Here is a 25,804-nt window from a genome sequence, read left to right on the forward strand (position 1 = left end):
GGAGGTTGTGACCCGGCGCACCCGGGCCGCAGGCTCGTGCGCATGACCCTCACCGCCGCGCCCGTCGCCTCCGCCGACCTGGTCTTCGACCGCACCGACGAGCTGGGGACCGCGGGACACGAGCAGGTCGTCTTCTGCCGCGACGAGGCCACCGGCCTGCGCGCGATCATCGCGATCCACGACACCCGGCTCGGCCCGGCTCTCGGCGGCACCCGGTTCCACCCCTACGCCTCCGAGGCGGAGGCGCTGACCGACGTGCTCCGGCTCTCGCAGGGCATGACGCACAAGGCCGCCGCGGCCGGCATCGCGCTCGGCGGCGGCAAGGCGGTCATCATCGGGGACCCCGCGACCGTGAAGACCCCGGCGCTGCTGGCGGCGTACGGCCGCTTCGTCGACTCGCTCTCCGGGCGCTACCTCACCGCCGCCGACGTGGGCACCACCGCGCAGGACCTCGACGTCGTCGCCACCGCGACCCGGTACGTCGTCGGCAGCACCGGCGGCTCGGGCGACAGCGGGTTCTCGACGGCGTACGGCGTGTTCAGCGCGATGCGGGCCACCGCCGAGCACCGGTGGGGCGGCGAGGGCCTGCGCGGCCGGCGGGTCGGCGTCGAGGGGGTCGGCAAGGTCGGCTCGCACCTGGTGGCGCTGCTGCTGGAGGAGGGAGCCGAGGTCGTCGTGTCTGACGCGTCGGGCGACGCGCTCGCGCGGCTGCTCGAGCAGCGCCCACGGGTGACCATCCGGCACTCCGTGCTCGACGCGCCGGTCGACGTCTACGCGCCGTGCGCGCTCGGCGCGACCCTCGGCCCGGGCTCGGTGGACGCGATCCGCGCGAGCATCGTGTGCGGCGCCGCCAACAACCAGCTGCTCGACTCCTCCGTCGCCCCGCTGCTGCACCGCCGCGGCATCACCTGGGTGCCCGACTACGTCGCCAACGCCGGCGGCCTGATCCAGGTGGCCGGCGAGATCGGGGACCGCACCGCCGACGAGGTCCGCGCCGACGTCGCCGGCATCGCCGCCACCGTCCGGGCGATCCTCGCCCGGTCCGACGAGGACGACCGGCTGCCGAGCGAGGTGGCGGCGGAGATCGTCGCGGAGCGGCTCGCCGCCGCCCCGTCCCGCCACGCCGAAGGGGTCCGCGCATGACCGAGCTGATCGACCGCCCCACCGAGACCACGCCGGCGCCGTACGACCTCGACGACCGCTTCCGTGTGGCCGCACCGCCGACCCTGCTCACCGGCGTGCAGGCGATCGCGCGGCTGCTGGTGGAGCACCGCGCGCTCGACCGCCGCCGCGGGCTGCGCACCGCGTCCTTCGTCTCCGGCTACCAGGGCAGTCCGCTCGGCGGCCTCGACCGGATGCTCGCCGACATGCGGGACGTGCTGGACGAGAACGACATCCGGTTCGTCCCCGGCCTCAACGAGGAGCTCGCGGCCACCGCCGTGTGGGGCAGCCAGATCGACCTGCCGCTCGGCACGAGCGCGTACGACGGCGTGACCGGCTTCTGGTACGGCAAGGGCCCCGGTGTGGACCGGGCGACCGACGCGCTGCGGCACGCCAACATGTACGGCGTCAACCGCCGCGGCGGCGCGGTGCTGCTCGTCGGCGACGACCCGGCGTCGAAGTCGTCGACGGTGCCGGCCGTGAGCGAGCGCTCCCTGGCCGCGCTCGGGATCCCCGTGCTGTTCCCCCGCAACGCCACCGAGATCGTCACGCTCGGGCTGCACGCGATCGAGATGTCGCGCACCTCCGGCTGCGTCGTCGCGCTCAAGATCGTCGCCGACGTGGCCGACGGCGCGTGGGTGGTCGACGGCGCCGACATCGACGTCGCGCCCGTGGCGCCGGAGATCGACTGGAACGGCCACTCCTACGCCTACACGCAGAGCCCGATCGTGCTGCGCCCGCCGATGATCGTCGGCGCGGAGGCCGAGCTGGTGGGACCGCGCACCGCCCTGGTCCACGACTACTCCGCCCGCAACGGCCTCAACGTCGTCGAGGTCGACGCTCCCGGCGCCCGGCTCGGCCTGATGGCGTCCGGCAGCTGCTTCGACTCCCTGCGCCAGGCGCTCACCGACCTCGGCGTCACCGACGACGCCCTGGCCGCGGCGGGCGTCCGGCTGATGCGGATGGGGATGATGAGCCCGGTCGAGCCCGCCGCCGTCCGGCGGTTCGCCGAGGGGCTCGACGAGATCCTCGTCGTGGAGGACAAGACGTCCTTCATGGAGATGCAGGTCCGCGACCTCCTCTACGGCACCGAGGGCGCGCCGCGGATCCTCGGCAAGCTGGACGCCGCCGGGCTCCGGCTCATCCCGGCCGACGGCGAGCTCACCGCGGGCCGCCTGCTCGCGCCGCTGCGCCACGCCCTGGAGGGCTGGCTGACGGTGGCGCCGCCCCAGCGCCCGCGCACCTCGCTGCCGCTGCTGCCGGTCAACCGGTCGGCGTACTTCTGCTCGGGATGCCCCCACAACCGGTCCACGGTGCTCCCCGAGGGCTCGATGGGCGGCGGCGGCATCGGCTGTCACGCCATGGTCACCATCTCCGACCGCCCCGAGGACACCGTCACCGGCGTCACCCAGATGGGCGGCGAGGGCGCGCAGTGGATCGGCCAGGCCTGGTTCACCGACGCCGGCCACATCTTCCAGAACGTCGGCGACGGCACCTTCTTCCACTCCGCGCAGCTCGCGGTGCAGGCGTGCATCGCGGCCGGCGTGAACATCACCTACAAGGTGCTCTACAACGACGTCGTCGCGATGACCGGGGCCCAGGACGCCGAGGGCGCGCTCTCCGTGCCCCAGCTGACCCGCAAGCTCCACACCGAGGGCGTGCAGCGGATCGTGGTCTGCGCCGACGACCCGAAGCGGCACCGCCGCCGCGATCTCGCACCCGGCACCCTGCTCTGGGACCGCGACCGGCTCGACGAGGCGCAGCGGATGCTGCGCGAGATCCCCGGCGTGACCGTGCTGATCTACGACCAGCACTGCGCCGCCGACGCCCGCCGCCAGCGCAAGCGCGGCACCCTCCCCGCCCGGACCAAGCGGGTCCTCATCAACGAGGCCGTCTGCGAGGGCTGCGGCGACTGCGGCGTGAAGAGCAACTGCCTGTCGGTGCAGCCGGTGGAGACCGAGTACGGCCGCAAGACCCGGATCGAGCAGACCTCCTGCAACACCGACTACAGCTGCCTCGACGGCGACTGCCCGTCGTTCGTGACCGTGGAGCCGGCCACGACGAAGAGGGATTCGCGTCGTACCAAGCGCAGGACCGCCCGCAAGCGTGCGTCCTTCCCGGCGCCGCCGACGGTCGCTCCGAGCAGTGCCGAGGAGCGGGTCACCGCCACGCAGAACGTCTTCATGACCGGCATCGGCGGCACCGGCATCGTGACCGTCAACCAGGTCCTCGCGACCGCCGCGCTGCGGGCGGGGTACGCCGTCGAGTCGCTCGACCAGACCGGGCTGAGCCAGAAGGCGGGGCCGGTCACCGGCCACCTGCGCTTCGCCGACGGCGACCTCGAGCCGGCCAACCGGCTCACCCCCGGGTCCGCGGACTGCTTCCTCGGCTTCGACCTGCTCACCCTCGCCGAGGACCGCAACCTCGCCTACGGCAGCGCCGACGCCACCCGGACCGTGGTCTCGACCAGCCGCACCCCCACGGGCGCGATGGTCCACGACCTCACCGTCCAGCACCCCGACGAGGCCGACCTGCTCGACCGGGTCCGCACGGCCAGCGTCGAGCTGTTCGACTTCGACGCGCTCGAGGCCGCGGACCGGATCTTCGGCAACACCGTCGCCGCGAACTTCCTGCTCGTCGGCGCGGCGTACCAGACGGGCGCGCTCCGGCTGCCGGCCGCCGCCGTCGAGGAGGCGATCGGCATCAACGGCACCGCCGTCGCGGCCAATGTCGCCGCCTTCCGCTGGGGGCGCGTCGCCGTCGCCGATCCGGCCGCCTTCCGGGCCGCCGGCGCGGCGTCCGCCCCGACGGCCTCGGCCGCTCCCGTCCGCGCGATCCCCGTGCCCGCCTCGGTCGCCGCGTCCGGTCTCGAGGGTGAGGTGCGGCGCCTGGTCGAACAGCGAGCGACCGACCTCGTCGGCTACCAGGACGAGCGGCTCGCCGACGCGTACGTCGACGTCGTCGCGCGGGTCGCGGCGGCCGAGCGCGCGGTTGTCACCGAGACCCGGCTCAGCGAGGCCGTCGCCCGCAACCTGTTCAAGCTGACGGCGTACAAGGACGAGTACGAGGTCGCCCGCCTCCTCACCGACCCGGCGTTCCTCGCCTCCGCCGGCGAGTCCTTCCCCGGCGGCACGATCTCCTTCAACCTGCACCCGCCCGTCCTGCGCGCGATGGGCCGGACCAAGAAGATCTCGTTCGGCCCGCGGTCGCACGGCACGCTGCGCGCCCTGGCCCGGATGAAGTCGCTGCGCGGCACCCGCGCCGACGTGTTCGGCTACGCCCACCTGCGCAAGGTGGAGCGGGACCTGCGCGACCACTACCGCGCGATGGTGACCGACCTGGCCGCCGACCTCGACCCCTCGACGTACGACCGCGCGGTGCGGCTCGCCGAGCTGCCGGACCTGATCCGCGGCTACGAGACGGTCAAGCTGCGCAACGTCGAGCAGTACGCCGCCGCGCTCCGCGAGCTCGGCGTCACGCCACCGGCGACGGTGCGCTGAGCCTGGTCGGCGCTGAGGGGAACAGCGTCCCACCCCGCCCGGGACTTTGGACCGTAGTGGTCAGCGGGCGCCGGGACGAGGCTGGAGGCACAGAGCAAGACCCCATCCAGCCAGGAGAATCGATGTCCGCCACCTCGACCACTCGCGGCGCCGTCCTCGTCGAACAGGACGTCGTCACCCACTCCGCCGCCCGCCAGGGCCTCGCCGTCCTGCGCATCGGCTTCGGCCTCACCTTCCTGTGGGCCTTCTTCGACAAGCTGCTGGCCCTCGGCTACGCCACCGGCACCAACGCCGAGACCGGCGTCGTCGACCGCTTCGGAGACGCCGCCTGGATCAACGGCGGCAGCCCCACCTTCGGGTTCCTGAACTTCGGCGTCTCCCCCGACAACCCGTTCCACGGGGCGTTCACCTCGATCGCCGGGGACGCCTGGGCCGACTGGCTCTTCATGCTCGGCCTGCTCGGCATCGGCCTCGCCCTGACCCTCGGCGGCGGCATCCGGCTCGCCGCGATCACCGGCGCCGCGCTGTACGGCCTGATGTGGGTCGCCTCGTGGCCCCTCGAGAACAACCCGGTCCTCGACGACCACGTCCTCGGCGCCGTCACCCTGGTCGTCCTCGCCCTCACCCTCGCCGGTGACACCTGGGGCCTCGGCCGGGTCTGGGCCCGCACGGAGCTCGTCCGCAGGTTCCCGATCCTGCGGTGAGAGTACGACGACCGGCCCGTCGGGTCAGCGCCCCTGGAGGGCGGCTGCGACCCGGCGGGCCGTCGTGACGCCCGAGGTGGCAGCGTCCTCGACGGAGCCGCTGACGGGGGCGAAGTAGTCGCCGGCGAGGTGCACCGTGCTCGCCGGCGACTCGGCGTACCTCAGGACGGCGTCGAAGTCGCTGCTCGGCGTCTGGTACCAGTTCCCGTGCTCCCACTTCTGGACCGCCGTCTCCGCGATCAGGGACGCCAGCTGCGGATAGAGCCGGCACAGGTCCGCCCGGAACCGTCGCTCGATCTCCTCCTCGGGCAACGGCAGCAGCTCGCGCGCGAGCGAGGCGCCGGAGTCGCGACGATCACGTGGCGGGCCGTCATGCTCGACGCGCCGTCGGCCGTCTCGTAGTGGACGACGACGCCCTCGCCGGCGGATTCGACGGACGAGACGGTCGCGCCGAGCGTCACCCGCTCGCCCAGGCGCCGGAGCACGGCCTCGCCCAGCCCGCCCGAGCCACCCAGGAGGTTGACCGGCGACCCGCTGGCCTTGCCTGCCCAGTTGCCGGCGAAGATCGAGATCCCGGCCGCCGCGGACAGCTCCTCCATCTCGGCGGGGACGCGCCGCGACGCCGTACGGAAGATGGCGTCGACCGGCTGCGGGAGGGGGCCGAGCAGCTCGGCGAACGTGCGGTGCCTCTCGAAGCGCGCCATCCGCGCACGGCGGGCGGCCTCCGGCTCCCCCGGCCGCCGGCGGCCCTCCGCCAGGAACGACATCACCTTGGTGCGCACGATCAGCCCGGCCCGGACGAGCTGGATCCGCTCGCGGGCCGACAACGGCAGCGTGAAGGGGTAGGTCTCCGCCCGGCGGTTCGTGTGGACCCTGCCGCCCATCGCCATCGCCGTCTTCGAGCCGGGTACGTCGACGGTCTCGAGGCCGAGCTCCTCGATGAGCCGGCGGGCCTGGGACGGCGCACCGTCGGCGGGGAACAGGTGCGCGCCGAAGTTGAGCCAGTAGTCGCCGCGCCGCGCGGACTTCAGGCGTCCCCCAGGACATCGTTCCGCTCGAGGAGCACGATGTCCCTGTCGCGAACCTTCTGCTCCCGTGACCGGGACTTCCGCAGCGCTCACTGCAGTCTCGTCGTCGATCGGCCTGATGCGTCTGAGGCGACGGGTCACGGTCCGAAGAGCCGCGACATGGCGGGAGCGACGTCGCGATAGGTCGCGGCGGACGCGAATCGTCCGCGGCCGAGCTCCGCGAGGTCCCGGGCCAGGTCGACGTCGTGCTCACCCGACGTGTCGAGGAGGACGTCGAGACGAGGGAGCCGGCTCGCCACGCTTCGCGGATCCGGTCCGGCGTTGTGCACGCAGTCGGAGAGCAGCAGCACTCGCGCGTCCCGTGCCGGTACTCGCTCCAGCTGGGACAAGGCCGCACGGAGCGGGAACTCGATGTTCGTCAAGCCGCGGGACGGCAGCTGCAGGAGTAGGTCCAGCACGACCTCGGGGGAGGATGGGTCGCCGAGAGGGACGAGCACCGACGCATCGGACCAGAAGGCCAGGACGCCCACTGCATCGTCGCTGAGTCGGCCGACGGTCGCCCCGATCGTCGCCGCGGCGGTCTGGGCACGTTCGCCGCTCATCGATCCGGAGACGTCGACGGCCAGTACGATCGAGCGCCGGTTCTGGCGCCGCTCGCGGACGATGATGTCGCGGTCGCTCATCCGGGCGGACTCCACCAGACGATCGAGGGTGGCCTCGATGTCGATCTCGTCGGACGACCCGGAGTAGCGCACGCTCCGCAGGAGCCCCGCGCCCCTGAGCTCGGTGCGTCCGTGCGTCGGCCTGGACAGTGACAGTCGGGCCGCGATCTCGCGTGCGCGACGGACCACCTCGGTGTCGACGGCCGCCTCGACGTCGGCGGAGCGCAGCTCACCGACGTCGTCCGTCGTCACCCCACCCGTGCCCCCGCCCTCCTGCGTGGCTGGTCCGCGTCGACCGCCGCGACGTAAGGGTGAGCTGCTCCCACCAGCGCCACCGGCGCGCGACGGGGGCTCGTGAATGACCGGCGCCTCGGTCAGCGCCTTCGGGCGCCGTGCAAGAGGCGCCCGCGTTCCGCGCGAGGCGGACAGGGGCCGCGAGCGCGGGCGCCGGGCGACGACGGAGTCCGTCGCCACCGCCCTTCAACCTGGCGACGCCGCGGCGGCCTGAAGGACGAAGTGGTCCTCCCAGATCTCACGGAGGACCGCCTCCGGACTGGTCTCCACCGCTTGGTCGACATGGATCCGTCCCGACAACGAGACGAGAAGAGCGTCCCACACGGTGTCGATGTACGCTGCCCGCGCCGGCTCCGTCGCGCTCTGCTCCGAACCGGCGACCGTCACGCCCCGCAGAGCGAGGAGTTCCCCGGCGACGAGGGCGAGGTCGATCGCGCCGCGGACGCTGCTGCCCTGTCTCACATCCGGATGGGAGCGCGTCGCGCGCGTCAGCGCCACAGCATCCAGGCGGACCGAGCGCACCAGCCCGACCGACAGGGACGGGTGGGCGTTGGGCGCTCGAACGGCGACGATTCCCGCCTCCGCCTCCGCGTCCTGGTAGTCGACCGCGAGCCGGCACATCCGGTCGTGCACGCTCGACGAGAGCCTCGTGGTCCCCACGTTGTCGTAGGGATTCATGGAGGCGATGACGCGGAAGGTCGGCTGCGCCACGACCCGCCCGACCCGTGGCACCACGATCTCGCGATCGGCCATCGCGGCGAGGAGCGTGTTCAAGGTGTCGTCCGGTGCCCGGTTGAACTCCTCGACGTAGAGGAAGCCGCCTTCCCGCATCGCAGTCAGCAGGGGACCGTCGACGAAGTTGTCGGCCTGGAAGTCCTCCGCCAGCACGCGGGCCGGGTTGTGGTGACCGACGAGCCTCGACGGCGTGAGGTCCGCATTGCCCTCGACGAGCAGGAACGGCACGTGCCACTCGGCGGTGATGGCGCGCAGCAATGTCGTCTTCGATGTACCGGGCGGCCCCTCGAGGATCAGATCCCGTCCTGCCGCGATCGCCGCGAGCACGAGATCGAGCTCGCGCTCGCGACCGACGACGCGAGCCGCCACCCGCTGGCGCACGTCCGTGAGGACGTCGATCGACTCTCCGACCTGACGTGTGCTCATCGCCGCCTCCTTCCGGCCGGAGCCTCGCGTCCGCGCCGGCGCGACCACGCGCGGAGAAGGCTCGACCCACTCAGGGCCAGCACGAGGGCCACGGCCTGGACCAGGAGCTGCGTCGAGGGCGCGGCACCGAGTGACAACACCACTTGAGCGAGCTGAGCGAGGAACAGCGCGGCCACGGCCGTCGCGAGGAGGCTCCCGCGGCCGCCGGCCAGGCTGGTTCCGCCGATGACGACCGCGGTGATCGACTGGAACAGGTAGGGCTCGCCGATGTTGGCGTTCGGGTTCTGGACGTAGCCGACGAGGAGCACCGCACTCGCCGCCGCGAGGACCGCGCTCGCGACGTAGGCACCGACCACGTACGGCCCCGGTCTGATCCCCAGCGCCGTCGCGGCCACCGGGTTCGCCCCGACCGCGACGAAGCGCCGTCCGAACGCCGTATGGCTGGAGACGCCTGCGGTGCCCAGGACGATCGCGACGGCCGCCAGCGCGAGCATGGGGACGCCCGCGGGCCGCGCGTTCGCGAACTGCTGCAGGCCCGCCGGCGCCGCGGCCCCGATGGACTGGGTGATCGCGAACATCACCCCGAGCGAGAGGGCGTTGACGGCCAGCGTCGCGATCAGCGGCGTGATCCGGAACCAGATGATCACCAGTCCGTTGACGAGACCGATGCCGGCTCCCGCAACCAGGACGACGAAGACGGCCACCCCGACGGGGAGGTCGTGGCGGCTGGACAGGATGGGCAGCACCATGGCGCACAGGGTCACGGTGCCGGGCACGGACATGTCGATCCCCCGCTGCTGCACCACGAGCGTCTGCCCCAGGGAGACCACCGCGAGGACGGCCCAGAAGGGCAGCATCGCCGTGAGTGACGAGCTGGCGAGCGAGCTCGGTGCGATCACCGCACTCACAAGGAACAGCACGACGGTTGCCACCCAGATCCCGGTGTGCGGGCCGGCGCCCAGGCGTCGTGCCCGGGTCGCAGACGGATCGCTGCGGCGACCGGCGGGCTGCGGCTCCGCAGGGCGGCGCACCACCAGGGAGGAGTTGGTCACGAGAGGCTCTCCTTCACTCGGCGTGGGCCACGACATGGCGGCTCTTCGCGTACAGGGCGACCGCCGCCAGGGTCATCACACCCGGCAGTAGCGAGGCCCAGGCGGGACCGAGGTCGAGGAACGGCACCGCGGCGACCACCTGGGTCACCAGCACCGCTGCAGCGGCAGCCGCCACGAACGAGCCCCGGCCACCGCTGAGGCTCGCACCGCCGATCACGGCCGCCGCGATGCTGATCAACGTGTACTCCTCACCCGAGGTGGGATTGCCCGTCCCGACCTGCGCCATCATCAGCAGGCCGGCGACGGCGCCCAGCCAGCTGCACCCTACGAAGGCGGCCATCCGCACCCGTCGGACCCGGACGCCGTTGACCTGGGCGGCGCCGGCGTCGGAGCCGACGGCCCTCAAGCAGATGCCGAGTCGGCTTCGTCGCAGCAGGAGCTGCAGTGCACCGGCGGTCGCGACCATCACGATGAAGGCGATCGGCACGGGTCCGATCTGAGCTCCGAGTCCTTCGAGCAGCGCAGGCATGAAGACCCCGCCGGGTTGCGGCCGGAGGAGGAGCGACAGCGCCTGGAGGGCGATGAAGGTCACCAGTGTGGCGACGATCGCGTTCAGTCGTACAAGGTCCACCAGGGCCCAGTTGACCCAGCCGACGGCTGACGGCACCGCCAGCAGCAGGAGCCATCCGACCAGTTGGGAGCCGCCTGAGGCGCCGTACACGAGGAAGAAGGACTGCACCACGATCAGGAAGCCCATGAGCGGGCCGACGGACAGGTCGACGACCCCGGCCACGAGAGCGACCGTCTGGCCGAGTGCAGCGAATCCGAGCACCGCCGCCAAGGCAAGCGTCAGCGAGAGGTTGATCGAGCTCAGGTAGAAGTCGCTGGATCTGGCTGCCAGCATCCCGAGGGCCACGATCGCGACGCCGACGGTCACCAACGGAGCCGAGTCGCCCGCCAGCCAGCCGAGCAGGCGAGATGACCCCCCGGACCGGGCCGGGCGCTCGGTCGTCGCCGTCAGCATCGCGGCCGTCACCGCCACCTCGGTCAGGTCGTCGCCCTTCAGCTCGGTCGTCACCTGACCCCGTGAGAAGACCAGCACTCGGTCGCACAGGCCCACCAGCTCGCGAACATCCGACGACGCGACGACCACGGCCATGTCCTGCTCCGTCGCCTCGGCGCGAAGCAGCTCGTAGATGCCGACCTTGGCTCCGACGTCGACGCCCTGGGTCGGCTCGTGGACCGCGAGGACCCGCGGACGTCGTCGTAGGGCGCCGGCGATCAGCACCTTCTGCTGATTGCCGCCGGAGAGCGATTCGACGAGGGTGTCCACATCCGGGGTCCTGACGTCGAAGTCACCGACGGCCCGCTCCGCGAACTCGCGCTCGCGGGCCTCGCTCACGAAGCCGGCGCGCGACAGCTGCGGCAGATTGCGCAGGGCGACCGTGTCTCGCACGGACAGGCCCGGGAAGGTCCCCTCCCGGTGCCGATCACCGGTCAGGAAGACGATGCGGCGGTCCCGGCGCTCGGCCGGACGCCCGTCGACCGCGATCGGGCTATCGCCCTGCTCCAGGCCCGCGATGGCGCGGAGGGCCTCACGCTGCCCGTTGCCCTCGATACCGGCGAATCCGACGATCTCTCCCGGGAGCACCTCGAGGCCGAGCTTCTCCACGCCCAGCACCGATCCGTGTCCGACCTCCGAGGCGACGCGCTTCGCGGGGAACACCGCACCCAGACGGCGACCGACGATGAGATCGACGATCTGCCCTTCCTCGAGCGCGGTCGCGTCATGGGTCCCGACCAGCCGCCCGTCGCGCAACACGCTCACGCGGTCAGCGATCTGCTTGACCTCGACGACGCGGTGCGAGATGTACACGACCGCGCCGCCGTCATCGACTTGGCGGCGGATGGCCGCGAACAGCCTCTCGACCTCGGGCGCGCCGAGGTGCTCGGTCGGCTCGTCGAGGACGAGGACCGCGGGCCGCTGGGCGACGGCTCTGACGATGTCCACCACGAACCGGTCGTCGGGACGCAGCGTCTCCGCCCGGGCGTCGGGATCGATTCCGTGCTGGACGTTCCATGCCTCCAGCAGATCTCGGCACCACTCCGTGAGCGTCGCGACCTGAGGCCGCAGCCGATGCGGCATGGACAGGTACATGTTCTCCGCCACCGACAGGTCCGGCACCAGCGCAGGCTCCTGTCGCACGATGGCGATGCCGAGGTCGTGGGCCTCGCGGGTCGAGCCCGGCTCGAGGGGGTGGCCGTCGACCAGCACCGAGCCGGCGTCGGGGACGAGCGCACCCGATGCGACCGCCATGAGCGTCGACTTGCCAGCGCCGTTCTCCCCGACGATGCCGTGCACCTCGCCGTGGACCACCTCGAGCTCGACGTCGTCCAGCGCGCGGACCCCGGGGAAGACCTTGGTGACGCCGTCGAGCCGGAGCGCGACCGTGTTCCTGTCGTGGTCGTTGTGCGTGTCCTCGTGGGTCATCTCGTCTCCTGGCTCGCGGTGGTGATGGCGCGCATCCGACTACTTCAGGAGCTCCTGGAGCTCGGCGACCGAGAGCGCGGAGGAGAGATCCGCGTCGGGCGGCAGGGAGGTGTCGCACACCGGGTCGATGCCGGCGACCGTGTCGGCGTAGACCGACAGCCGCACGGGCAGCTCCTCGGGCGAGCGGTGCCCCTCGTGGGCCGCGAGTCCGACGCGCAGTGCCACCGCGGCCATGCCGGTGGTGCCGTCCTGGCCGAACCAGCGCACGTCGTTGTCACGGGCCAGGCAGACGAAGGCCTGGGACGACGCGATGTTGAGGAAGGCGGGCATAGGGCCACCCGCGTCGAGGAAGCCCTGCACGGCGCCGGTGTCCGTCGCGGCGTAGTCACTGACGACCGCGTCGATGCGACCGTACTTCGCGACGAGACCGGAGGTGATCTGACGCTTCTTGCCCGGGTCCCAGTCCGTCGCGATCCAGTCACCTGACGCGATCTCGATGTCGGGGGCCACCTCCGCCATCTCGTGCTCGAGGGCGGCGAAGAGGCGCTCGCTCGACACCACGCCGCCCGGTCCGCCGAGGTAGGCGATCCGGCCCGAACCGATGTTGTCGGCGAGCCACCGCGCCTGCTTCTCGACGATCGACTCGTCACTCCAGACGACCTGCTCGACGAAGTCCTGCCCCTTCACCCCGTCGGTGCCCGCAAGCACGCTGACCACGCTCACCCCCGCGTCCATCGCGGCGCGCATGGCGGGCAGCTGCGATGCGCCGAAGTCCGGCTGCACGACGAGCACCTGCACGCCCTGGGCGATCGCGGCGTTCGTCGCGGAGATCGCGCCCTGCACCCCGGAGGTGACGTTCACCCAGCTTGCGTCGAGGGTGTCGCACTTGGCGGCCTCGGCCTCGAACTCGGCACCCGAGATCGTCGAGTACACGTCCCCGCCACGGGACTTGATGAACTGCACCTTGGTCGGCTCGTCGGGACAGAAGACGCCGATGTCGCCCGCCTGGGCACCTTCCACCTCCGAGAGCTCGGCTCCGGCCCTGCGAGCATCGCCCTGGTCGGTGCTGGAGCAGGCGACCGCGGCCGACCCGAGCAGCGCGGCGGCGGCGAGGAGCAGGGTGGCTCGGTCTGAGCGGGTGCGCGCTGTGAGCACGGGTTCCTCCAGGTGTCGTGGGACCATCTGGCCGGAAACGTATTGTCGACAGGCGACTGATAAGTGTCTCGAATTGCGACACCTGCACGCCTGCCGCCGCGTCGACCGCTCTGCCACCATGGGCGCGTCGGCCGTCCGGTCGACAGGCGACTGAAAGGCAGTCATGGCCGTCCGCATCCACGACGTCTCCGAAGCACTCGACGGGCTTCTCACCGACGGCATGATCATCGCCGCGGGAGGGTTCGGCCTGTGCGGCATCCCGGCCGATCTCATCGATGGCGTTCATCGATCGGGGGTCAAGGACCTCACGGTCGTCGCCAACAACATGGGCATCGACGGGAAGGGGCTCGGGCTGCTCCTCGAGTCCGGTCAGGTGCGCAAGGTCATCGCGTCGTACGCCGGGGAGAACCGCGCCTTCGCCGACCTCCACCTGCGTGGCCGGGTCGAGGTGGAGTTCACACCGCAGGGCACGCTCGCCGAGCGGCTGCGTGCAGGGGGCGCCGGGATCCCTGCCTTCTTCACGCGCACGGGCGTCGGCACCATCGTGGCGGACGGCAAGCCCCTGGAGGTCTTCGACGGAGTCACCTACCTGCGGGAGTCCGCCATCATCGCCGATCTCGCCTTGGTTCACGCGCACACCGGTGACGAGCACGGAAACCTGCGCTACCGCCTGACCGCACGCAACTTCAACCCGTTGGTGGCGGCGGCCGGCCGGGTGACGGTCGCGGAGGTCGAGCACCTCGTCGAAGCCCTCGACCCCGACGACGTCGTGACGCCAAGCATCCACGTCGACCGCTTCGCGCGGTGCACCGAGGGCCGCAAGGAGATCGAGAAGCTCACGGTCCGCGCGTCCACGGGAGCGGTCCGATGACGTGGTCGCGCGACGAGATGGCCGCGCTGGTGGCGCGCGACCTGATCGACGGCGCCTACGTCAACCTCGGGATCGGCATCCCGACCCTGGTCGCCAACCACGTGCCGCCCGGCGTCCGCGTGACCTTGCACAGCGAGAACGGGCTACTCGGGATAGGGCCTTTCCCGTTCGAGGGCGAACAGGACCCGGACCTGATCAACGCGGGCAAGCAGACGGTGACGGCGACGCCGGGCGCCAGCGTGTTCGACTCGGCCGCCTCCTTCGCGATGATCCGAGCCGGCAAGGTGGATCTCGCCGTGCTGGGTGGGCTGCAGGTCGCCCGCAACGGTGACCTCGCCAACTGGGCGGTCCCCGGCAGCTTCGTGCGCGGCATGGGCGGCGCGATGGATCTCGTCGCCGGCAGTCGCCGGGTAGTGGTGGTGATGGATCTCGTCGCGCGGGACGGCAGCGCCAAGCTCGTGCCCACCTGCACGCTGCCGCTGACCGGCACCCGGGTCGTCGATCGTGTCGTCACCGACTACGCCGTCGTCGACGTCGTCGACGGCGACCTGGTGCTGGTCGAGCTGGCCCCGGGCCACACGCGCGAAGAGCTCGAGGCGCTGCTCGGCTTCGAGGTCCGCGCAGCCTGACGCCGAGCCGCCCGGATCTCAAGGCCGGGCCGTTGACGGGGCCCGCGGCACGCCGTGGATGTCGCCCGTCGTGGTGGTCAGACGCCGTCCGGTCCTGCCGTACCTCCACGCCACGACCTCGGCGGCCATGGAGAGAGCAGTCTCGGCCGGCGTGGCACCGCCGAGGTCAAGGCCGAACGGGCTCGCCAGATCGGCCTGGCGCCCGACCGGCACGCCCTCGGCGGTCAAGCGCTTCTGCCGATCGCGATGCGCCCTGCGTGAGCCCATCACACCGATGAAGCCGGGCGCTGCGCGGCGCGGGCACTCGACGAGCAGGTAGCGGAGGAGGGGGACCTCGAACTTGGCGTCGTGCGTCAGGACGCAGACGACGGTGTCGGCTCCCGTGCGTCCCGCCTCGCTCTCGGAGCGCAGGTAGCGGTGCGGCCAGTCGACGACGACCTCGTCCGCATCGGGGAACCGGTCAGCTGTCGCGAACGTCGCCCGTGCATCGCAGACGGTGACGCGGTAGCCGAGCCCCCTCCCCTGCCGAGCGAGCTCCGCCGCGATCTGCGTGGAACCCAGGATGACGAGGCGTGGACGGGGACGCCAGATGTCGACGAACGCCTCGCCGACGGAGGCGCCCTCGACCCCGCCCAGGCCGATGAGTCCACCGACTCCACGCGCCAGTAGGCCGCGCGCACGCTCCAACACCGACGGCGCCAGCCAGGGTGCGGAGAGCCGCACATCGTCGGCGGTCACCACCGCGCGCCGCGGCATCCCCCGCCTGCGGCCGTCCGACGTGCCGTCGAGGAGGGTGAGCGTCGCCACCGCCTGCTCGGACGCCACCGCGATGCCGACCTCCTCCACGAAGGCACGGTCGGCCGGCACGAGGACGTCCACCAGCACGTCGATCACGCCACCACAGGTCAGTCCCACGGCGAACGCGTCGTCGTCGCTGATGCCGTAGCGGTCGACACGTGGCGGCGCGCCATCGAGAACCTCCTGGAGCGACGCGAAGACCGCCGCCTCGACGCAGCCGCCCGACACCGAGCCGTGAACCCGGCCACCAGCATCAACCAGCATCGACGCGCCCACTGCTCGCGGAGCCGACCGGTAGGCGGAGACCACGCTTGCGATGCCGACCGGGAGCCCCGCAATCATCGCCTGCCGCAAGGTCTGCATGTGCTCGAACATCCCCTCAGTGTGGGTCGAAGGCGGCCGTCGGCGGTGTGGCACCTTGGCACACCACCGCAGCTCGACCGCTGCCGATCATGGACGCCATGACCTCCACAGGCACATCCCGACCGGCCGTGACCACGCGCGGCATCGACCACCTCGGTCTGACCGTCCCGGACATCGAGGCGGCCACCGACTTCTTCGCCTCCGCCTTCGGCGCCCAGCCGCTGTACGACACGCTGGCGGGACCTGCTGCCGGCGCACTCCTCGAGCAGTCGCTCGGCATTCCCGCGGGGGCAACCGTCCAGCGGGTCCGCATGCTTCGCCTGGCCAACGGTCCCTCCCTGGAGCTCTTCGAGTACGGCGACGTCGATCAGCGGGCGCCGTCGCGGGCCTGCGACTACGGGATCCAGCACTTCGCGCTCTACGTCGACGACCTCGACGTCGCTCTCGAGGCCACGGTCGCGGCGGGTGCGCGGCCCCTGGCACCACCGGAGGAGCTGCCGGGGATGGAGGCAGGGGCAGGCAACCGGTGGATGTACGCCGAGCTGCCCTGGGGAGGGCTGATCGAGCTCGTCACGGCCCCCTCACCCCAGGCGTACGAGACGACCACGCCGCTTCGACGCTGGCGCCCCGCACCGAGCTGAGCGCCGTCCCTTGTCCCAGGATGACGCAGTCGCGACCGGTGTGACGTCCGTAACTTCGCGTCAGGCGGAGGCTCCAGCCTCCGCCGGCACCAGAGGAAGGAACTCACCATGGGCAGGTTGGACGGCAAGGTCGCTCTCATCACCGGCGCGGGCAGAGGACAGGGACGCTCGCATGCGCTGACCCTCGCGCGCGAGGGCGCGAGCATCATCGCAGTGGACGCCCCGGAGCCACTCGGGTCGATCGAGTACGAGCTCGCCAGCGCGGCCGACCTGGCCGACACCGTGAAGCAGGTCGAGGCGCTCGACCGGCGAGCGATCGCATGCCAAGCCGACGCCCGCTCCCAGGAAGCCCTGGATGCCGCGGTCGCGGACGGGCTCGCCGAATTCGGCCAGATCGACATTCTCGTGGGCAACCATGGTGTGCTCAGCATCGAGGAGTTCTGGACGATGAGTGAGGAGAGGTGGACCGAGATGATCGACGTCTGCCTCAACGGCATGTGGCGGGCCGTCAAGGCCGTCACCCCCCACATGATCGAACGCCAGCAGGGGGCGATCTGCCTGACGTCGTCGATCAACGCGATCGAGACCGGTCCCGGCTACACGCACTACAACGTCGCCAAGGCGGGGGTGCTGATGCTCATGAAGAACGTGGCCCTCGAGCTCGGCGGATACAACATCCGGTGCAACTGCATCTGCCCCGGCGCCACCAACACCCGCATTGCCAACTGGCAAGGGCTCTACGATCGATTCCTCGGCGAGGGTGCGACCGGGGAGATGCTGATGGACGCGTCCCGCAACTGGACTGCCCTGAAGGGCCGACGGATGCTCGACCCCCAGTCCCAGAGCAATGCCGTCCTCTTCCTCGTCTCCGACGAGGCCGCGGATGTCACCGGCGTGGCGCTCCCCGTCGATGCGGGGCACCTCATCCTTCCCGGCTTCAACCACGAACCCGCCTGACGCAGAAACCGCCACGGCAAGCGACAGCCCGGTCACCCCGAAAGGGTGACCGGGCTGTCATGGTCCAGGAGGTGTCACGTCAGGCAGCGACATCCCATGGGGTCGTGACCTGGAGAACCGCCTCCACGAGCGAGCCGCCACGCAGGTGGAACCCCGACTTGAAGTCGGCGTCGTGCAACAGGGCGAAGAACTGCTTGGAGTTGGGGTAGCGGACCAGCCAGACGGCGTCCCAGGCCTGTCCATCCTCGGCCACCATGACGTGGCCGCCCTTGCCGAGGTAGAGGAACTCCACCCCGAACCGGGGGCCGTGCTCGAGGCAGTGCGCGACGTACTTCTTGAACTGCGGCTCCCCGCGTCGCCCTCGGCGAAACGCAGCAGGTTGAGCAGGATGATCGGCTCGTCCTCCGGAAGGTCGAGCAGCTTGTTGATCTCGGCTTCTTGCGGATCGATGGCCATGATGATGCCTTTCTGTCGGGATCCGTGCCGGACCGGGCGTCGGGCACGAAGGGTGGGACCTACTTGAGCTGGAAGCCGGCGTCGACGGGCAGCTGGATTCCGGTGATGTAGCGCCCCTCCTCCGAGACGAGGAACGCGATGGCGTCGGAGATGTCGCGTGGCTCGATCCACGGCAGCGGGAGAGCGTTGAGGCTCTGGTAGACCGGCTCGCTCTCCTCGCGGGTGGGGTTCGGCGAGTCCGGTAGGAAGGCTTTCCTCAGCGCCGGGTTCTGGATCATGTCGGTGTCACAGTTGGTGGGGTGGATCGAGTTCACCCGGATACGGTGCTCAGCCAGCTCGAGCGCGAGCGCCTTCACCAGGCCGATGACTCCGGCCTTCGCGGCGATGTAGTGGGAGGCGGCCGCCACGGGACGCACCGCGACGATCGAGCTGGTGGCGATGATCGACCCGCCGCGACCACCCGCGACCAGATGAGCGGCTCCGACCTTCATGGTGTGGAAGACGCCCGTCAGGTTCACGCCGATCATGTCGTCCCACTGCTGGGCCGACAGGTCGTTCACCATCGCGAGACTGACGACGCCTGCGTTGGCCAGGACGATGTCGAGCCGCCCCAGCTGCGCCACGCCGTCGTTCACCGCGGCCTCCAGCGCGGCGAAGTCCCGGACGTCCGCGACGTGAGGGACGATCCGTCGGTCGAGCTCCTCGACGAGACGCGCGGTCTCGGCAAGGTCCTCCTTCGTCGACATCGCGTACGGGGTGGTGCCGATCTGGTCGCAGATGTCCACTGCGATGATGTCCGCGCCCTCCCGAGCGAGCCTGAGGGCGTGGGACCTGCCCTGCCCCCTCGCCGCGCCGGTGACGAGTGCGACCTGACCATCCAGTCTCCTGGTCATGGCGGCCTACTCGGCCTCGGTCTGGACCGCGAGGACGGCGGCCGGGTTCTTGTAGTACGAGTCGAGGAAGGTGATCTTCCCGTTCTTGACCGTGTACAGCTCGGTCACCCGCTGGCGGGTCGAACGGCTGGTGTGCTTCGAGCTGAACGTGAGCACCATCTTCGACACGACGGTGTCACCGGCATCGAGCAGCTCGCACTCGTCGATGGTGGCGTCGAGATTCGTCGTCATGATCTCGACCAGCGACGCGAAGCCCTTGGCCCCACCCGTGAACACGCCGGAGTGCTGCATGCCCCCCGCCTCGTCGACGACTCCGTCGTCGGCCAGCAGAGCCAGGGCGCCGGGGAGGTCTCCCCGGTTGAACGCGTCCGCGAAGGCCTGGACGACAGCGACATTCTCTTCACTCATGGTTGTCTCTTTCGCTTGCGTGGAGGTGGTCGGCCGACTTGCCGAGTCCCCCGTCGGGATGCAGGCCGACGTCGCCGGCCCACCGCGAAACTAGGTCGGGCGCCCCTCCCGGAGGTGTGCCAGTTTGTGACACGGGTTACATCGCTGGGTGCACATGCATCGAACCGCCCGCGACGGCGCGGACGGCTCGATGGAAGGTTGTTCCGCCCGGAGTTCGGGCCGGTTCGGGACCTGTGCCCGCTGGCTAGGACATCCGGTCGACCAGCTTGGCCATCTCGTCGAGCCGGACCAGCGTCTCTGACTCCGAGGCCGGCTCGAGGAGGAGTCCGACCCGCTCGACGCCGTGGTCACGGTAGGCACTGACAACGTCGGGAGTGCGATGGTCGGCGCCGAAGACGGTGATCGGCACGTCGAGCCCGGCGGCCGCCGCGAGTCCGATCTGACCGGGTACGTCAGCCGGATCCGCGGCCGCGCCGGCAACCCACCCGTCACCGTGGCGTGCGATGCGCCGGAAGCCGGCCTTGGACTGCCCGCCGACGTAGATGGGAGGGTGCGGCTTCTGCACCGGCTTCGGCCACGCGTAGATGGGGCCGAAGTCGACGTGCTCCCCGTGGAACTCCGCCTTCTCCTGGGTCCAGATCTCCTTCAGCGCCTGCAACTGCTCGTCCATCAGCGCACCTCGGATCGCCGGATCGGTGCCGTGCGTGCTCATCTCCTCCAGGAGCCAACCGGCGCCGACGCCGAAGAAGAACCGACCGTCGGAGATGTGATCGACGGACGCCACCTCCTTCGCGAGCTGGACGACATCGCGCTGGATGATCAACGAGATGCTGGTACCCAGCGTCAGCGTGGTCGTCACCGCGGCTGCCGCCGACAGGACGACGAACGGATCGAGGCAGTGACGGTAGTAGTCCGGCATCTCGCCGCCATTGGGATACACCGATTCGTAGTGAACCGGAATGTGCGAGTGCTCGGTGACGAGCAGGCACTCGAACCCACGCTCCTCGACGGCCCGGGCCAGTGCGACGGGGCGCATGCCCAGGTCGGTCACGAACGCACCGATACCCAGCTTCATGGGATTCTCCAGATCTTGTGGTCCCGGGGTGGCCCGGATCACCACGACGCTAGGAGCGTCGGGCTCCTCCGAGGTGTCTCAAATGCCGACAGGTCCGGCGTTCGGCAGGTCGGCGAAGACCTCCCGGGCCAGCTGGTCGAGGGAAGCGCGGAGAGCGCGCGCCGCCGCACCGGGATCCATGGCCTGGACCTCGTCGGAGAGCACCTCGATCGACCAGGGCGCCCGCACCCCACGGGCCACGAGTCCCCGGAGCATGCCGACGAGATCCCACTCCCCGTCACCCGGGAACCGCCGCAGGTGCATCGTCTCCGCGAAGTAATCGTCGGGGTTCGCCGGCCGACGAGGTCCGTCGGAGATCTGGACGACCGTCACGCGGTCGCTCGCGAGCGCATCCAGTGCGCCGGGCGCGTGCGCCCCTCGCTCGTAGTGCCACGTGTCAAGGCAGACACCGGCGTTGGCCCGGTCGACGTCGGCGAGCAGGCCCACCGCCGTCGGAACATCGGGCACGCTCGTCCCCGCCATGAACTCCACGGCGACGGTGGCGCCGTGGGCGGACACTCTGTCGCAGAGCGCAGCCATGCGCTCGCCGGCCCGGCTGCCGCCTGGACCATAGGTCCCCAAGACGTTCACATGATCCGGGCCGAGCCGTTCGACCATCTCCAGCAGGGCGACCTGAGTCGCGCCGTCGAAGCAGGGCACGTCGAACGGGAACGAGGGAGGACCCCATCGGGGCGGCGCTCCGGCGCCTGGCTCGTTGAAGCCGGCATCGAAGCCGAGCGCGATCTCGAGCTCGGACACCCGCACGCCGTGAGCCTTCAAGGTGCCGGTGAGATCGTCGAGGGTCACCCCCTCGGCTGCAAGGGCATTGAACTCGAGGACCGAGTAGCCGATCGCGGTGAAGCCCGCCTCGGCCGCAGCTCTGATCCTCTCCTCGAAGGAGACAGGTCCGAGACAGCCGTGGGCCAGGATGAATTCGGGGTACTCGGCCATCGCCGCTCACCTCTCGTCAGTAGGGATGCGCGGTCGCTCGGAGCACGATCGCGCGGGAGAACCAGTCGTCGTGGTGGTTCGGGTGCACCTGGTCTGGTCGACGGGGCTGAGGTCATCGGCCGACGTCTACGAGCACCTTGCCGACTACGGCGTCCTCGACGGCTGCATGCGCGTCGGCGATCCGGTCCAGTGGGTAGTGGTGCAAGGGAAGGCCGAACTCCTCGCCGACCCGTAGCGCTCGGTCACCGAGAGCGTGGTCGATGGAGCTCACCGCGTCGTCGAGGTCGTCGGCCGTCATCGAGTAGAGCAGCACGAAGCGCCACGTCACCGCCTGGGCCATCTGGGAGCGCACGGGCATCGTGACCGCGTCCCCTCCGTTGTTCGCGTAGACCACGATCTCGCCGTGCTGAGCGATCACGGCGAGGTCGAGCTCGACGTTGACCGCCGGCGCGACCTCGACGACGATGTCGACCCCACCGGGCGCGATACGGCGGATCTGCTCGGCCGCGTCCTGGTCACGGTAGCCGACGACGTGTCGTGCGCCTGCCGCCCTCGCCAATCGCACCTTGGCCTCGGTGCTCACCGTCGTGATCACCCGCGCGCCCGCCCAGATCGCGAGCTGGATCGCCGCATTGCCCACGGCTCCGGCTCCTCCGGCGACCAGGACAGTCACGCCGTCGAGCACTCCCGGAGCCAGTCGCCGGGGACCACCGCGACGCAGGGTGAGGGCGTGGTGGGCGGTGATGAAGGGGACTCCGAGACTCGCCCCCAGCTCGAAGGACGCGGAATCCGGCAGCCGGCGGACGAGGTCGGCGGGGACGGTGGCGAACTCCTGGGCGGTGCCCTCGAGCCTCTTGAAGGCGATCAGCCAGAGCCACACGCGGTCGCCGGGCCTGACGTGCGAGACGTCCGCTCCGACCGCGTCCACGACGCCGGCTCCGTCGAGGTGGGGGACCTGCACCGCTCCGTCGGGAATCGGCATGTGGATGGCCCCGTTGCGCGACTTCCAGTCGGTAGGGTTCACGCCGGAGACATGGATGCGGACGCGAACCTCGCCCGGGCCCGGGTCACGCGTGGGGAGATCGACGATCGTCAGGACGTCTCGCCCACCGGTGACGGCATAGCCTGCTGCTCTGATGTGGATCACTCCTCGGTTGGTCGGCCCTACAGGCCGAACTGACTGATCTTCCGGTAGAGGCTCGACCTGGAGATGCCGAGTTCCAGGGCGGCCTGGACCTTGTTGCCGCCCGAAGCGTCGAGCGCGGCGAGCAGAGCGTCACGTTCAACGCGCTCCATCCAACTCAGGCGGTGGCGCTCGATCTGGGCGCGAACATCCGCCGGAAGATCCGCTCTCGTCACCACCCCCGGGTGACGGGCCAACGTCCGCAGGACGACCTGTTCGAGCTCGCGCAGGTTCCCCCGCCACGGCAGTTTCATGAGCGCGTCCAGTGCATCCGGTGCCCAGCGGACCCGCCGACCCCGCGCCTCGCTCACCGCAGCGACGAGTCGCGGAACGTCGTTGACCCGCTCTCGCAGTGGGGGCAGCTCCACATGCCGCTCGGCGAAGAGCCTGTAGAAGGTGAGCTCCGCGCTGCTGTGGTGGCCATCGACCAGGCTCGGGGCAGCGAAGGCCGTCGCCACGACGCGGGCGCTGTCGGGCCGCGTCGGCGCGTTCCAGACCTCCTGGAGGGTCGCGAGCACCTCGCGCCGGCTCCTGTCCACATGGCCGAGGACCACGCCGTCCCCTCGGACGACGGCCGCTCGGAACTCGGCAACGCACGCCGCGGCGTCGACGTCTTCGCTGACGTCGATGGCGACGACGCTCCCGCACGACTCGAGGGCGCGGCGAGCAGCCGACAGCTTGCCTGTGCCCGGCTCTCCCGTGACCAGGACCGGCACTCCTTCCTCGATGCCCGCCGACAGCGAGCGGAGCGCCTGTGCGTGCAGGGTGCTCGTGCCGACGTCCTGCACGAAGGCACCTCGAGCGCGACGCGCCGGTGCCTCGAGCTCGACGAACAGGCTCTCGTCGTCACCGAGGGGGACACGCTCGCGTCGACCAGCACGCCATCTCCCAAGGTGATGGACCGTCGGGAGCTCTCCGAGCGACCCTGCCGGCGTACCTCTGATCTCAGCACGGCCAGGTCGAGGCTGGAGAGCAGCGCCGTCGACCGGGTGTCGGCGACGCACAGGTCGTCCGTGAGCAGCAGGGAGGCGCGGTCGGGCCGCCGACGACGCAGGAACTGGTCGACCAGCGCACGGGTCCGATCGCCCTCCTGGAACTGTAGGACCGAGCGGAGCTCCATGCCGGCCCACCTCAGAAGCGCGAGAATCACGCGGGCGTCATCCCCCTCAGGCAGCGCGACGCCGATGATCGCGGCGGATCGTCGGGTCACCGGATGCTGGACCGGCACCGCCACGCACGTGCGTCCGGTGAACCTTCGCGACCAGTGCTCATGTCCCGTGATCACCTTCGGGTAGCCGTCCGCCAACGCGGTGCCCACCGCGTTGGTTCCCGCGTCCTCCTCGCGCAGCGACGTTCCCACCTTCGTCGACGCACCGATCGTCTGGTCGTTGTCGGCGGATCGCCATGCCCCGATCACTCGGGCGCCGCCGTCGGCGAACACCAACTCCGCTCCCGACCCGGCCAGCGCCTCGCGAAGACGCGCGACCACCGGCTCGGCGAGGGCCAGCAGTCGATTCGAGGAGGCGGTCGGCTCGCCTGACCGCGACGGCCCGTCGGGGTCGACTCCAGCCGCCCACGATCGCAGCCAGGACATGGCGATCTCGGGGCGCACCGCGCCTCGCAGTTCCGGCGTCAGGTCACCGGTACGAGTGAAGACCCGACGCGCCTCGGCGACGGAGACGTCGCGGAAGCTCCGCTCCGCCCTCGGCTGTCGCATGTCGGCACGTTCGCCCGCATTGAGCATGGGATGCCCACCTCCAGGTTTCGGTCGCCTGTCGACAGACGACAATGGCGCAGATCACACCGGTTGTCAAGCACGACGCCCCCGCACTTGTCACGCGGGGCATCGAGCGGAACGGACGGCGCGCACTCAGCCGGAACCGGCCGGGGCCGCGCGACGATAGGACAGGTCGAGCAGGCTCGACTGGGTGATGGCATCACCCAGGAGCTCGCCGACGAGGCGGCCTTCGGCCATCACCAGCACGCGGTCGCACAGACCCGGCAGCTCCTCGTTGTCGGACGACGCGACGATGACGGCGGCGCCCGCGTTCGCGAGCGCCCGGATCTGCACGCGGATCGCCTCCTTGGCTCCCACGTCGATGCCGGCGGTGGGCTCGTCGAAGGCGAAGACCCGGGGTCCCGTCATCATCCACTTGGCCAGCAGCGCCTTCTGCTGGTTGCCGCCGGAGAGCACCCGCATGGGTGCCCGGAGCCGGCCCGCAGGTCCGGCGACATCGGTGATCGCCTTCGCAACAGCCTGATGCTCGCGCCTTCGGTGCACAACGAGTCGCAGCCGCCTGAACCGGGCCAGCGACGGCAGCGCGACGTTCTCGGCGACCGTCAGCTCCTGGAACCCTGCCTGGTGCCTTCGGTCCTCCGGGAGGAAGGCGATGCCGGCCGAGACGGCCGAGCGCACCGAGGGACGGGTGACCGCGCGGCCCCTCCACGTCAGCGCACCGTTCGCCGGACGATCTGCGCCCACCAGCATCCGCAGCAGTTCGGTACGCCCCGATCCAACGAGGCCCGCGAGCCCCACGATCTCGCCGGATCGGAGCTCGAGGTCCACCTCGCCGACGCGGCCCCGCCCCAGTCGCTCCGCCCTGAGCAGCACTTCGGCATCAGCCGCCGGAGACCGCGCGTCCGTCCGCGCCCCTGCGTCGGCATCCGCGGAGACATCGCCCATCAGCCGGACCAGTCCCGCAACGCTGCTCTGCTCCAGCGCGCCGGTGTGCGTCGTACGACCGTCGCGCAGGACGCTCACGTCCTGGCAGAAGTCGACGACCTCCTGCAGGCGGTGGGAGACGTACAACACGGCCACGCCGTCGTTCCGCAAGCGCTCGATGGCGCGCGCGATGCCGTCGACCTCGCGAGGCGAGAGAGAGGCCGTCGGCTCGTCCATCACCAGCACCCGGCACCGCTGTGAGGTCGCCTTGGCGATCATCATCAGCCGGAGCTGGGCCGGCGACAGCCCGCCGACATCGTCGCGGACGTCGACGGCCAGACCGATCTGCTCGACGATGGCCTGGGCGTCGCGGACCATCGCGCGCTGGTCGACGAAGACGCCGCCGATCCTGCGGTAGCGCCCCATCAGCAGGTTCTCCGCGATCGACAGTCCATGGCCGACCACCAGCTCCTGCGGTATCACCTGGATCCCGTGGCCGATCGCGTCGCGAGGAGCGTGGAAGTCGACGGGCACCGAGTCGACCTCGAGGTCGCCGGCGTCCCGCCGGATCCGTCCCGACAGGATGCCGATCAGCGTGGATTTGCCCGCTCCGTTGGGGCCGATGAGCGCGGTCGCGATCCCCGGCCGCAACGTCAGCATCGCATCCTTC

23 protein-coding genes are annotated in these 25,804 nt (G+C 70.9%); 7 read left to right on the forward strand and 16 right to left on the reverse strand.

Going from position 1 to position 25,804, the window contains the following annotated elements:
* The first annotated feature begins 42 nt into the window (after window positions 1-42).
* The 3 genes from FIV44_RS12995 (at window position 43) to FIV44_RS13005 (ending at window position 5,365) form a co-directional block, all read left to right on the forward strand.
* Window positions 43-1,143: a Glu/Leu/Phe/Val dehydrogenase dimerization domain-containing protein gene (locus FIV44_RS12995; protein ID WP_141004807.1), complete on the forward strand. Its 1,101-nt coding sequence runs from the start codon at window positions 43-45 to the stop codon at window positions 1,141-1,143.
* Window positions 1,140-4,661: an indolepyruvate ferredoxin oxidoreductase family protein gene (locus tag FIV44_RS13000; RefSeq protein WP_141004808.1), complete on the forward strand. Its 3,522-nt coding sequence runs from the start codon at window positions 1,140-1,142 to the stop codon at window positions 4,659-4,661. The genes FIV44_RS12995 and FIV44_RS13000 overlap by 4 nt, the downstream gene beginning before the upstream one ends.
* A 122-nt stretch (window positions 4,662-4,783) precedes the next feature.
* Window positions 4,784-5,365: a hypothetical protein gene (locus FIV44_RS13005; RefSeq protein ID WP_141004809.1), complete on the forward strand. Its 582-nt coding sequence runs from the start codon at window positions 4,784-4,786 to the stop codon at window positions 5,363-5,365.
* A 24-nt stretch (window positions 5,366-5,389) separates the two neighbouring features.
* Here the strand turns inward: FIV44_RS13005 and FIV44_RS30460 are convergent, their stop codons facing one another.
* The 7 genes from FIV44_RS30460 to FIV44_RS13035 all read right to left on the reverse strand — a co-directional run bounded on the left by FIV44_RS30460 (window position 5,390) and on the right by FIV44_RS13035 (window position 13,208).
* Window positions 5,390-5,677 (reverse strand): FAD-dependent oxidoreductase, encoded by a 288-nt coding sequence (locus FIV44_RS30460; RefSeq protein ID WP_181411150.1) that lies wholly within the window; start codon window positions 5,675-5,677, stop codon window positions 5,390-5,392.
* Window positions 5,605-6,486, reverse strand: a complete 882-nt coding sequence (locus FIV44_RS13010; protein ID WP_181411151.1) for an FAD-dependent oxidoreductase — start codon at window positions 6,484-6,486, stop codon at window positions 5,605-5,607. The genes FIV44_RS30460 and FIV44_RS13010 overlap by 73 nt, the downstream gene beginning before the upstream one ends.
* A gap of 44 nt (window positions 6,487-6,530) precedes the next feature.
* Window positions 6,531-7,307, reverse strand: coding sequence for a vWA domain-containing protein (locus FIV44_RS13015; RefSeq protein ID WP_219996431.1), 777 nt, complete (start codon window positions 7,305-7,307; stop codon window positions 6,531-6,533).
* 228 nt (window positions 7,308-7,535) lie between these two features.
* Window positions 7,536-8,510, reverse strand: coding sequence for an AAA family ATPase (locus FIV44_RS13020; RefSeq protein ID WP_141004811.1), 975 nt, complete (start codon window positions 8,508-8,510; stop codon window positions 7,536-7,538).
* Complete coding sequence (locus FIV44_RS13025) at window positions 8,507-9,562, reverse strand: ABC transporter permease (protein WP_181411152.1); 1,056 nt, start codon at window positions 9,560-9,562, stop codon at window positions 8,507-8,509. Before FIV44_RS13025 ends, FIV44_RS13020 begins: the two co-directional genes overlap by 4 nt.
* A 13-nt stretch (window positions 9,563-9,575) precedes the next feature.
* Window positions 9,576-12,053 (reverse strand): ATP-binding cassette domain-containing protein, encoded by a 2,478-nt coding sequence (locus tag FIV44_RS13030; protein WP_141004813.1) that lies wholly within the window; start codon window positions 12,051-12,053, stop codon window positions 9,576-9,578.
* Window positions 12,054-12,092: 39 nt separating this feature from the next.
* Complete coding sequence (locus tag FIV44_RS13035; RefSeq protein WP_181411153.1) at window positions 12,093-13,208, reverse strand: substrate-binding domain-containing protein; 1,116 nt, start codon at window positions 13,206-13,208, stop codon at window positions 12,093-12,095.
* A 163-nt stretch (window positions 13,209-13,371) separates the two neighbouring features.
* Here FIV44_RS13035 and FIV44_RS13040 point away from each other — a divergent pair, with 163 nt between their 5' ends.
* Both FIV44_RS13040 and FIV44_RS13045 read left to right on the forward strand, forming a co-directional pair.
* Entirely contained in the window at window positions 13,372-14,079 is a 708-nt protein-coding gene (locus FIV44_RS13040) for a CoA transferase subunit A (protein WP_141004815.1), read from the forward strand.
* On the forward strand, window positions 14,076-14,708 hold the full coding sequence (locus FIV44_RS13045) for a 3-oxoacid CoA-transferase subunit B (RefSeq protein ID WP_141004816.1): 633 nt from the start codon (window positions 14,076-14,078) through the stop codon (window positions 14,706-14,708). The genes FIV44_RS13040 and FIV44_RS13045 overlap by 4 nt, the downstream gene beginning before the upstream one ends.
* Window positions 14,709-14,726: 18 nt before the next feature.
* Here the strand turns inward: FIV44_RS13045 and FIV44_RS13050 are convergent, their stop codons facing one another.
* Window positions 14,727-15,881, reverse strand: a complete 1,155-nt coding sequence (locus FIV44_RS13050) for an XdhC family protein (RefSeq protein ID WP_141004817.1) — start codon at window positions 15,879-15,881, stop codon at window positions 14,727-14,729.
* 86 nt (window positions 15,882-15,967) lie between these two features.
* Between FIV44_RS13050 and FIV44_RS13055 the strand changes: the two genes are divergently transcribed.
* Together FIV44_RS13055 and FIV44_RS13060 are read left to right on the forward strand one after the other, a co-directional pair.
* Complete coding sequence (locus FIV44_RS13055; protein ID WP_219996432.1) at window positions 15,968-16,510, forward strand: VOC family protein; 543 nt, start codon at window positions 15,968-15,970, stop codon at window positions 16,508-16,510.
* A 108-nt stretch (window positions 16,511-16,618) separates the two neighbouring features.
* Entirely contained in the window at window positions 16,619-17,467 is an 849-nt protein-coding gene (locus FIV44_RS13060) for a mycofactocin-coupled SDR family oxidoreductase (protein WP_141004818.1), read from the forward strand.
* Between the two features lie 79 nt (window positions 17,468-17,546).
* Here FIV44_RS13060 and FIV44_RS13065 read toward each other — a convergent pair whose 3' ends face one another.
* The 8 genes from FIV44_RS13065 to FIV44_RS13100 form a co-directional block, all read right to left on the reverse strand.
* Complete coding sequence (locus tag FIV44_RS13065; protein ID WP_141004819.1) at window positions 17,547-17,759, reverse strand: hypothetical protein; 213 nt, start codon at window positions 17,757-17,759, stop codon at window positions 17,547-17,549.
* Window positions 17,760-17,982: 223 nt separating this feature from the next.
* On the reverse strand, window positions 17,983-18,816 hold the full coding sequence (locus tag FIV44_RS13070; protein WP_141004820.1) for a mycofactocin-coupled SDR family oxidoreductase: 834 nt from the start codon (window positions 18,814-18,816) through the stop codon (window positions 17,983-17,985).
* Between the two features lie 6 nt (window positions 18,817-18,822).
* On the reverse strand, window positions 18,823-19,224 hold the full coding sequence (locus FIV44_RS13075) for a nuclear transport factor 2 family protein (protein ID WP_141004821.1): 402 nt from the start codon (window positions 19,222-19,224) through the stop codon (window positions 18,823-18,825).
* 244 nt (window positions 19,225-19,468) lie between these two features.
* On the reverse strand, window positions 19,469-20,344 hold the full coding sequence (locus FIV44_RS13080; RefSeq protein ID WP_219996433.1) for an LLM class F420-dependent oxidoreductase: 876 nt from the start codon (window positions 20,342-20,344) through the stop codon (window positions 19,469-19,471).
* Window positions 20,345-20,377: 33 nt separating this feature from the next.
* Window positions 20,378-21,289, reverse strand: coding sequence for a sugar phosphate isomerase/epimerase family protein (locus FIV44_RS13085; protein ID WP_141004822.1), 912 nt, complete (start codon window positions 21,287-21,289; stop codon window positions 20,378-20,380).
* Window positions 21,290-21,401: 112 nt separating this feature from the next.
* Entirely contained in the window at window positions 21,402-22,436 is a 1,035-nt protein-coding gene (locus FIV44_RS13090; protein WP_281285846.1) for an NADPH:quinone reductase, read from the reverse strand.
* A 17-nt stretch (window positions 22,437-22,453) separates the two neighbouring features.
* Entirely contained in the window at window positions 22,454-23,260 is an 807-nt protein-coding gene (locus FIV44_RS13095; protein WP_141004823.1) for a helix-turn-helix domain-containing protein, read from the reverse strand.
* Between the two features lie 1,082 nt (window positions 23,261-24,342).
* Window positions 24,343-25,794: a sugar ABC transporter ATP-binding protein gene (locus FIV44_RS13100; protein ID WP_141004824.1), complete on the reverse strand. Its 1,452-nt coding sequence runs from the start codon at window positions 25,792-25,794 to the stop codon at window positions 24,343-24,345.
* Window positions 25,795-25,804: the final 10 nt, after the last annotated feature.

The organism is Nocardioides humi (assembly GCF_006494775.1).
Classification (GTDB): domain Bacteria; phylum Actinomycetota; class Actinomycetes; order Propionibacteriales; family Nocardioidaceae; genus Nocardioides; species Nocardioides humi.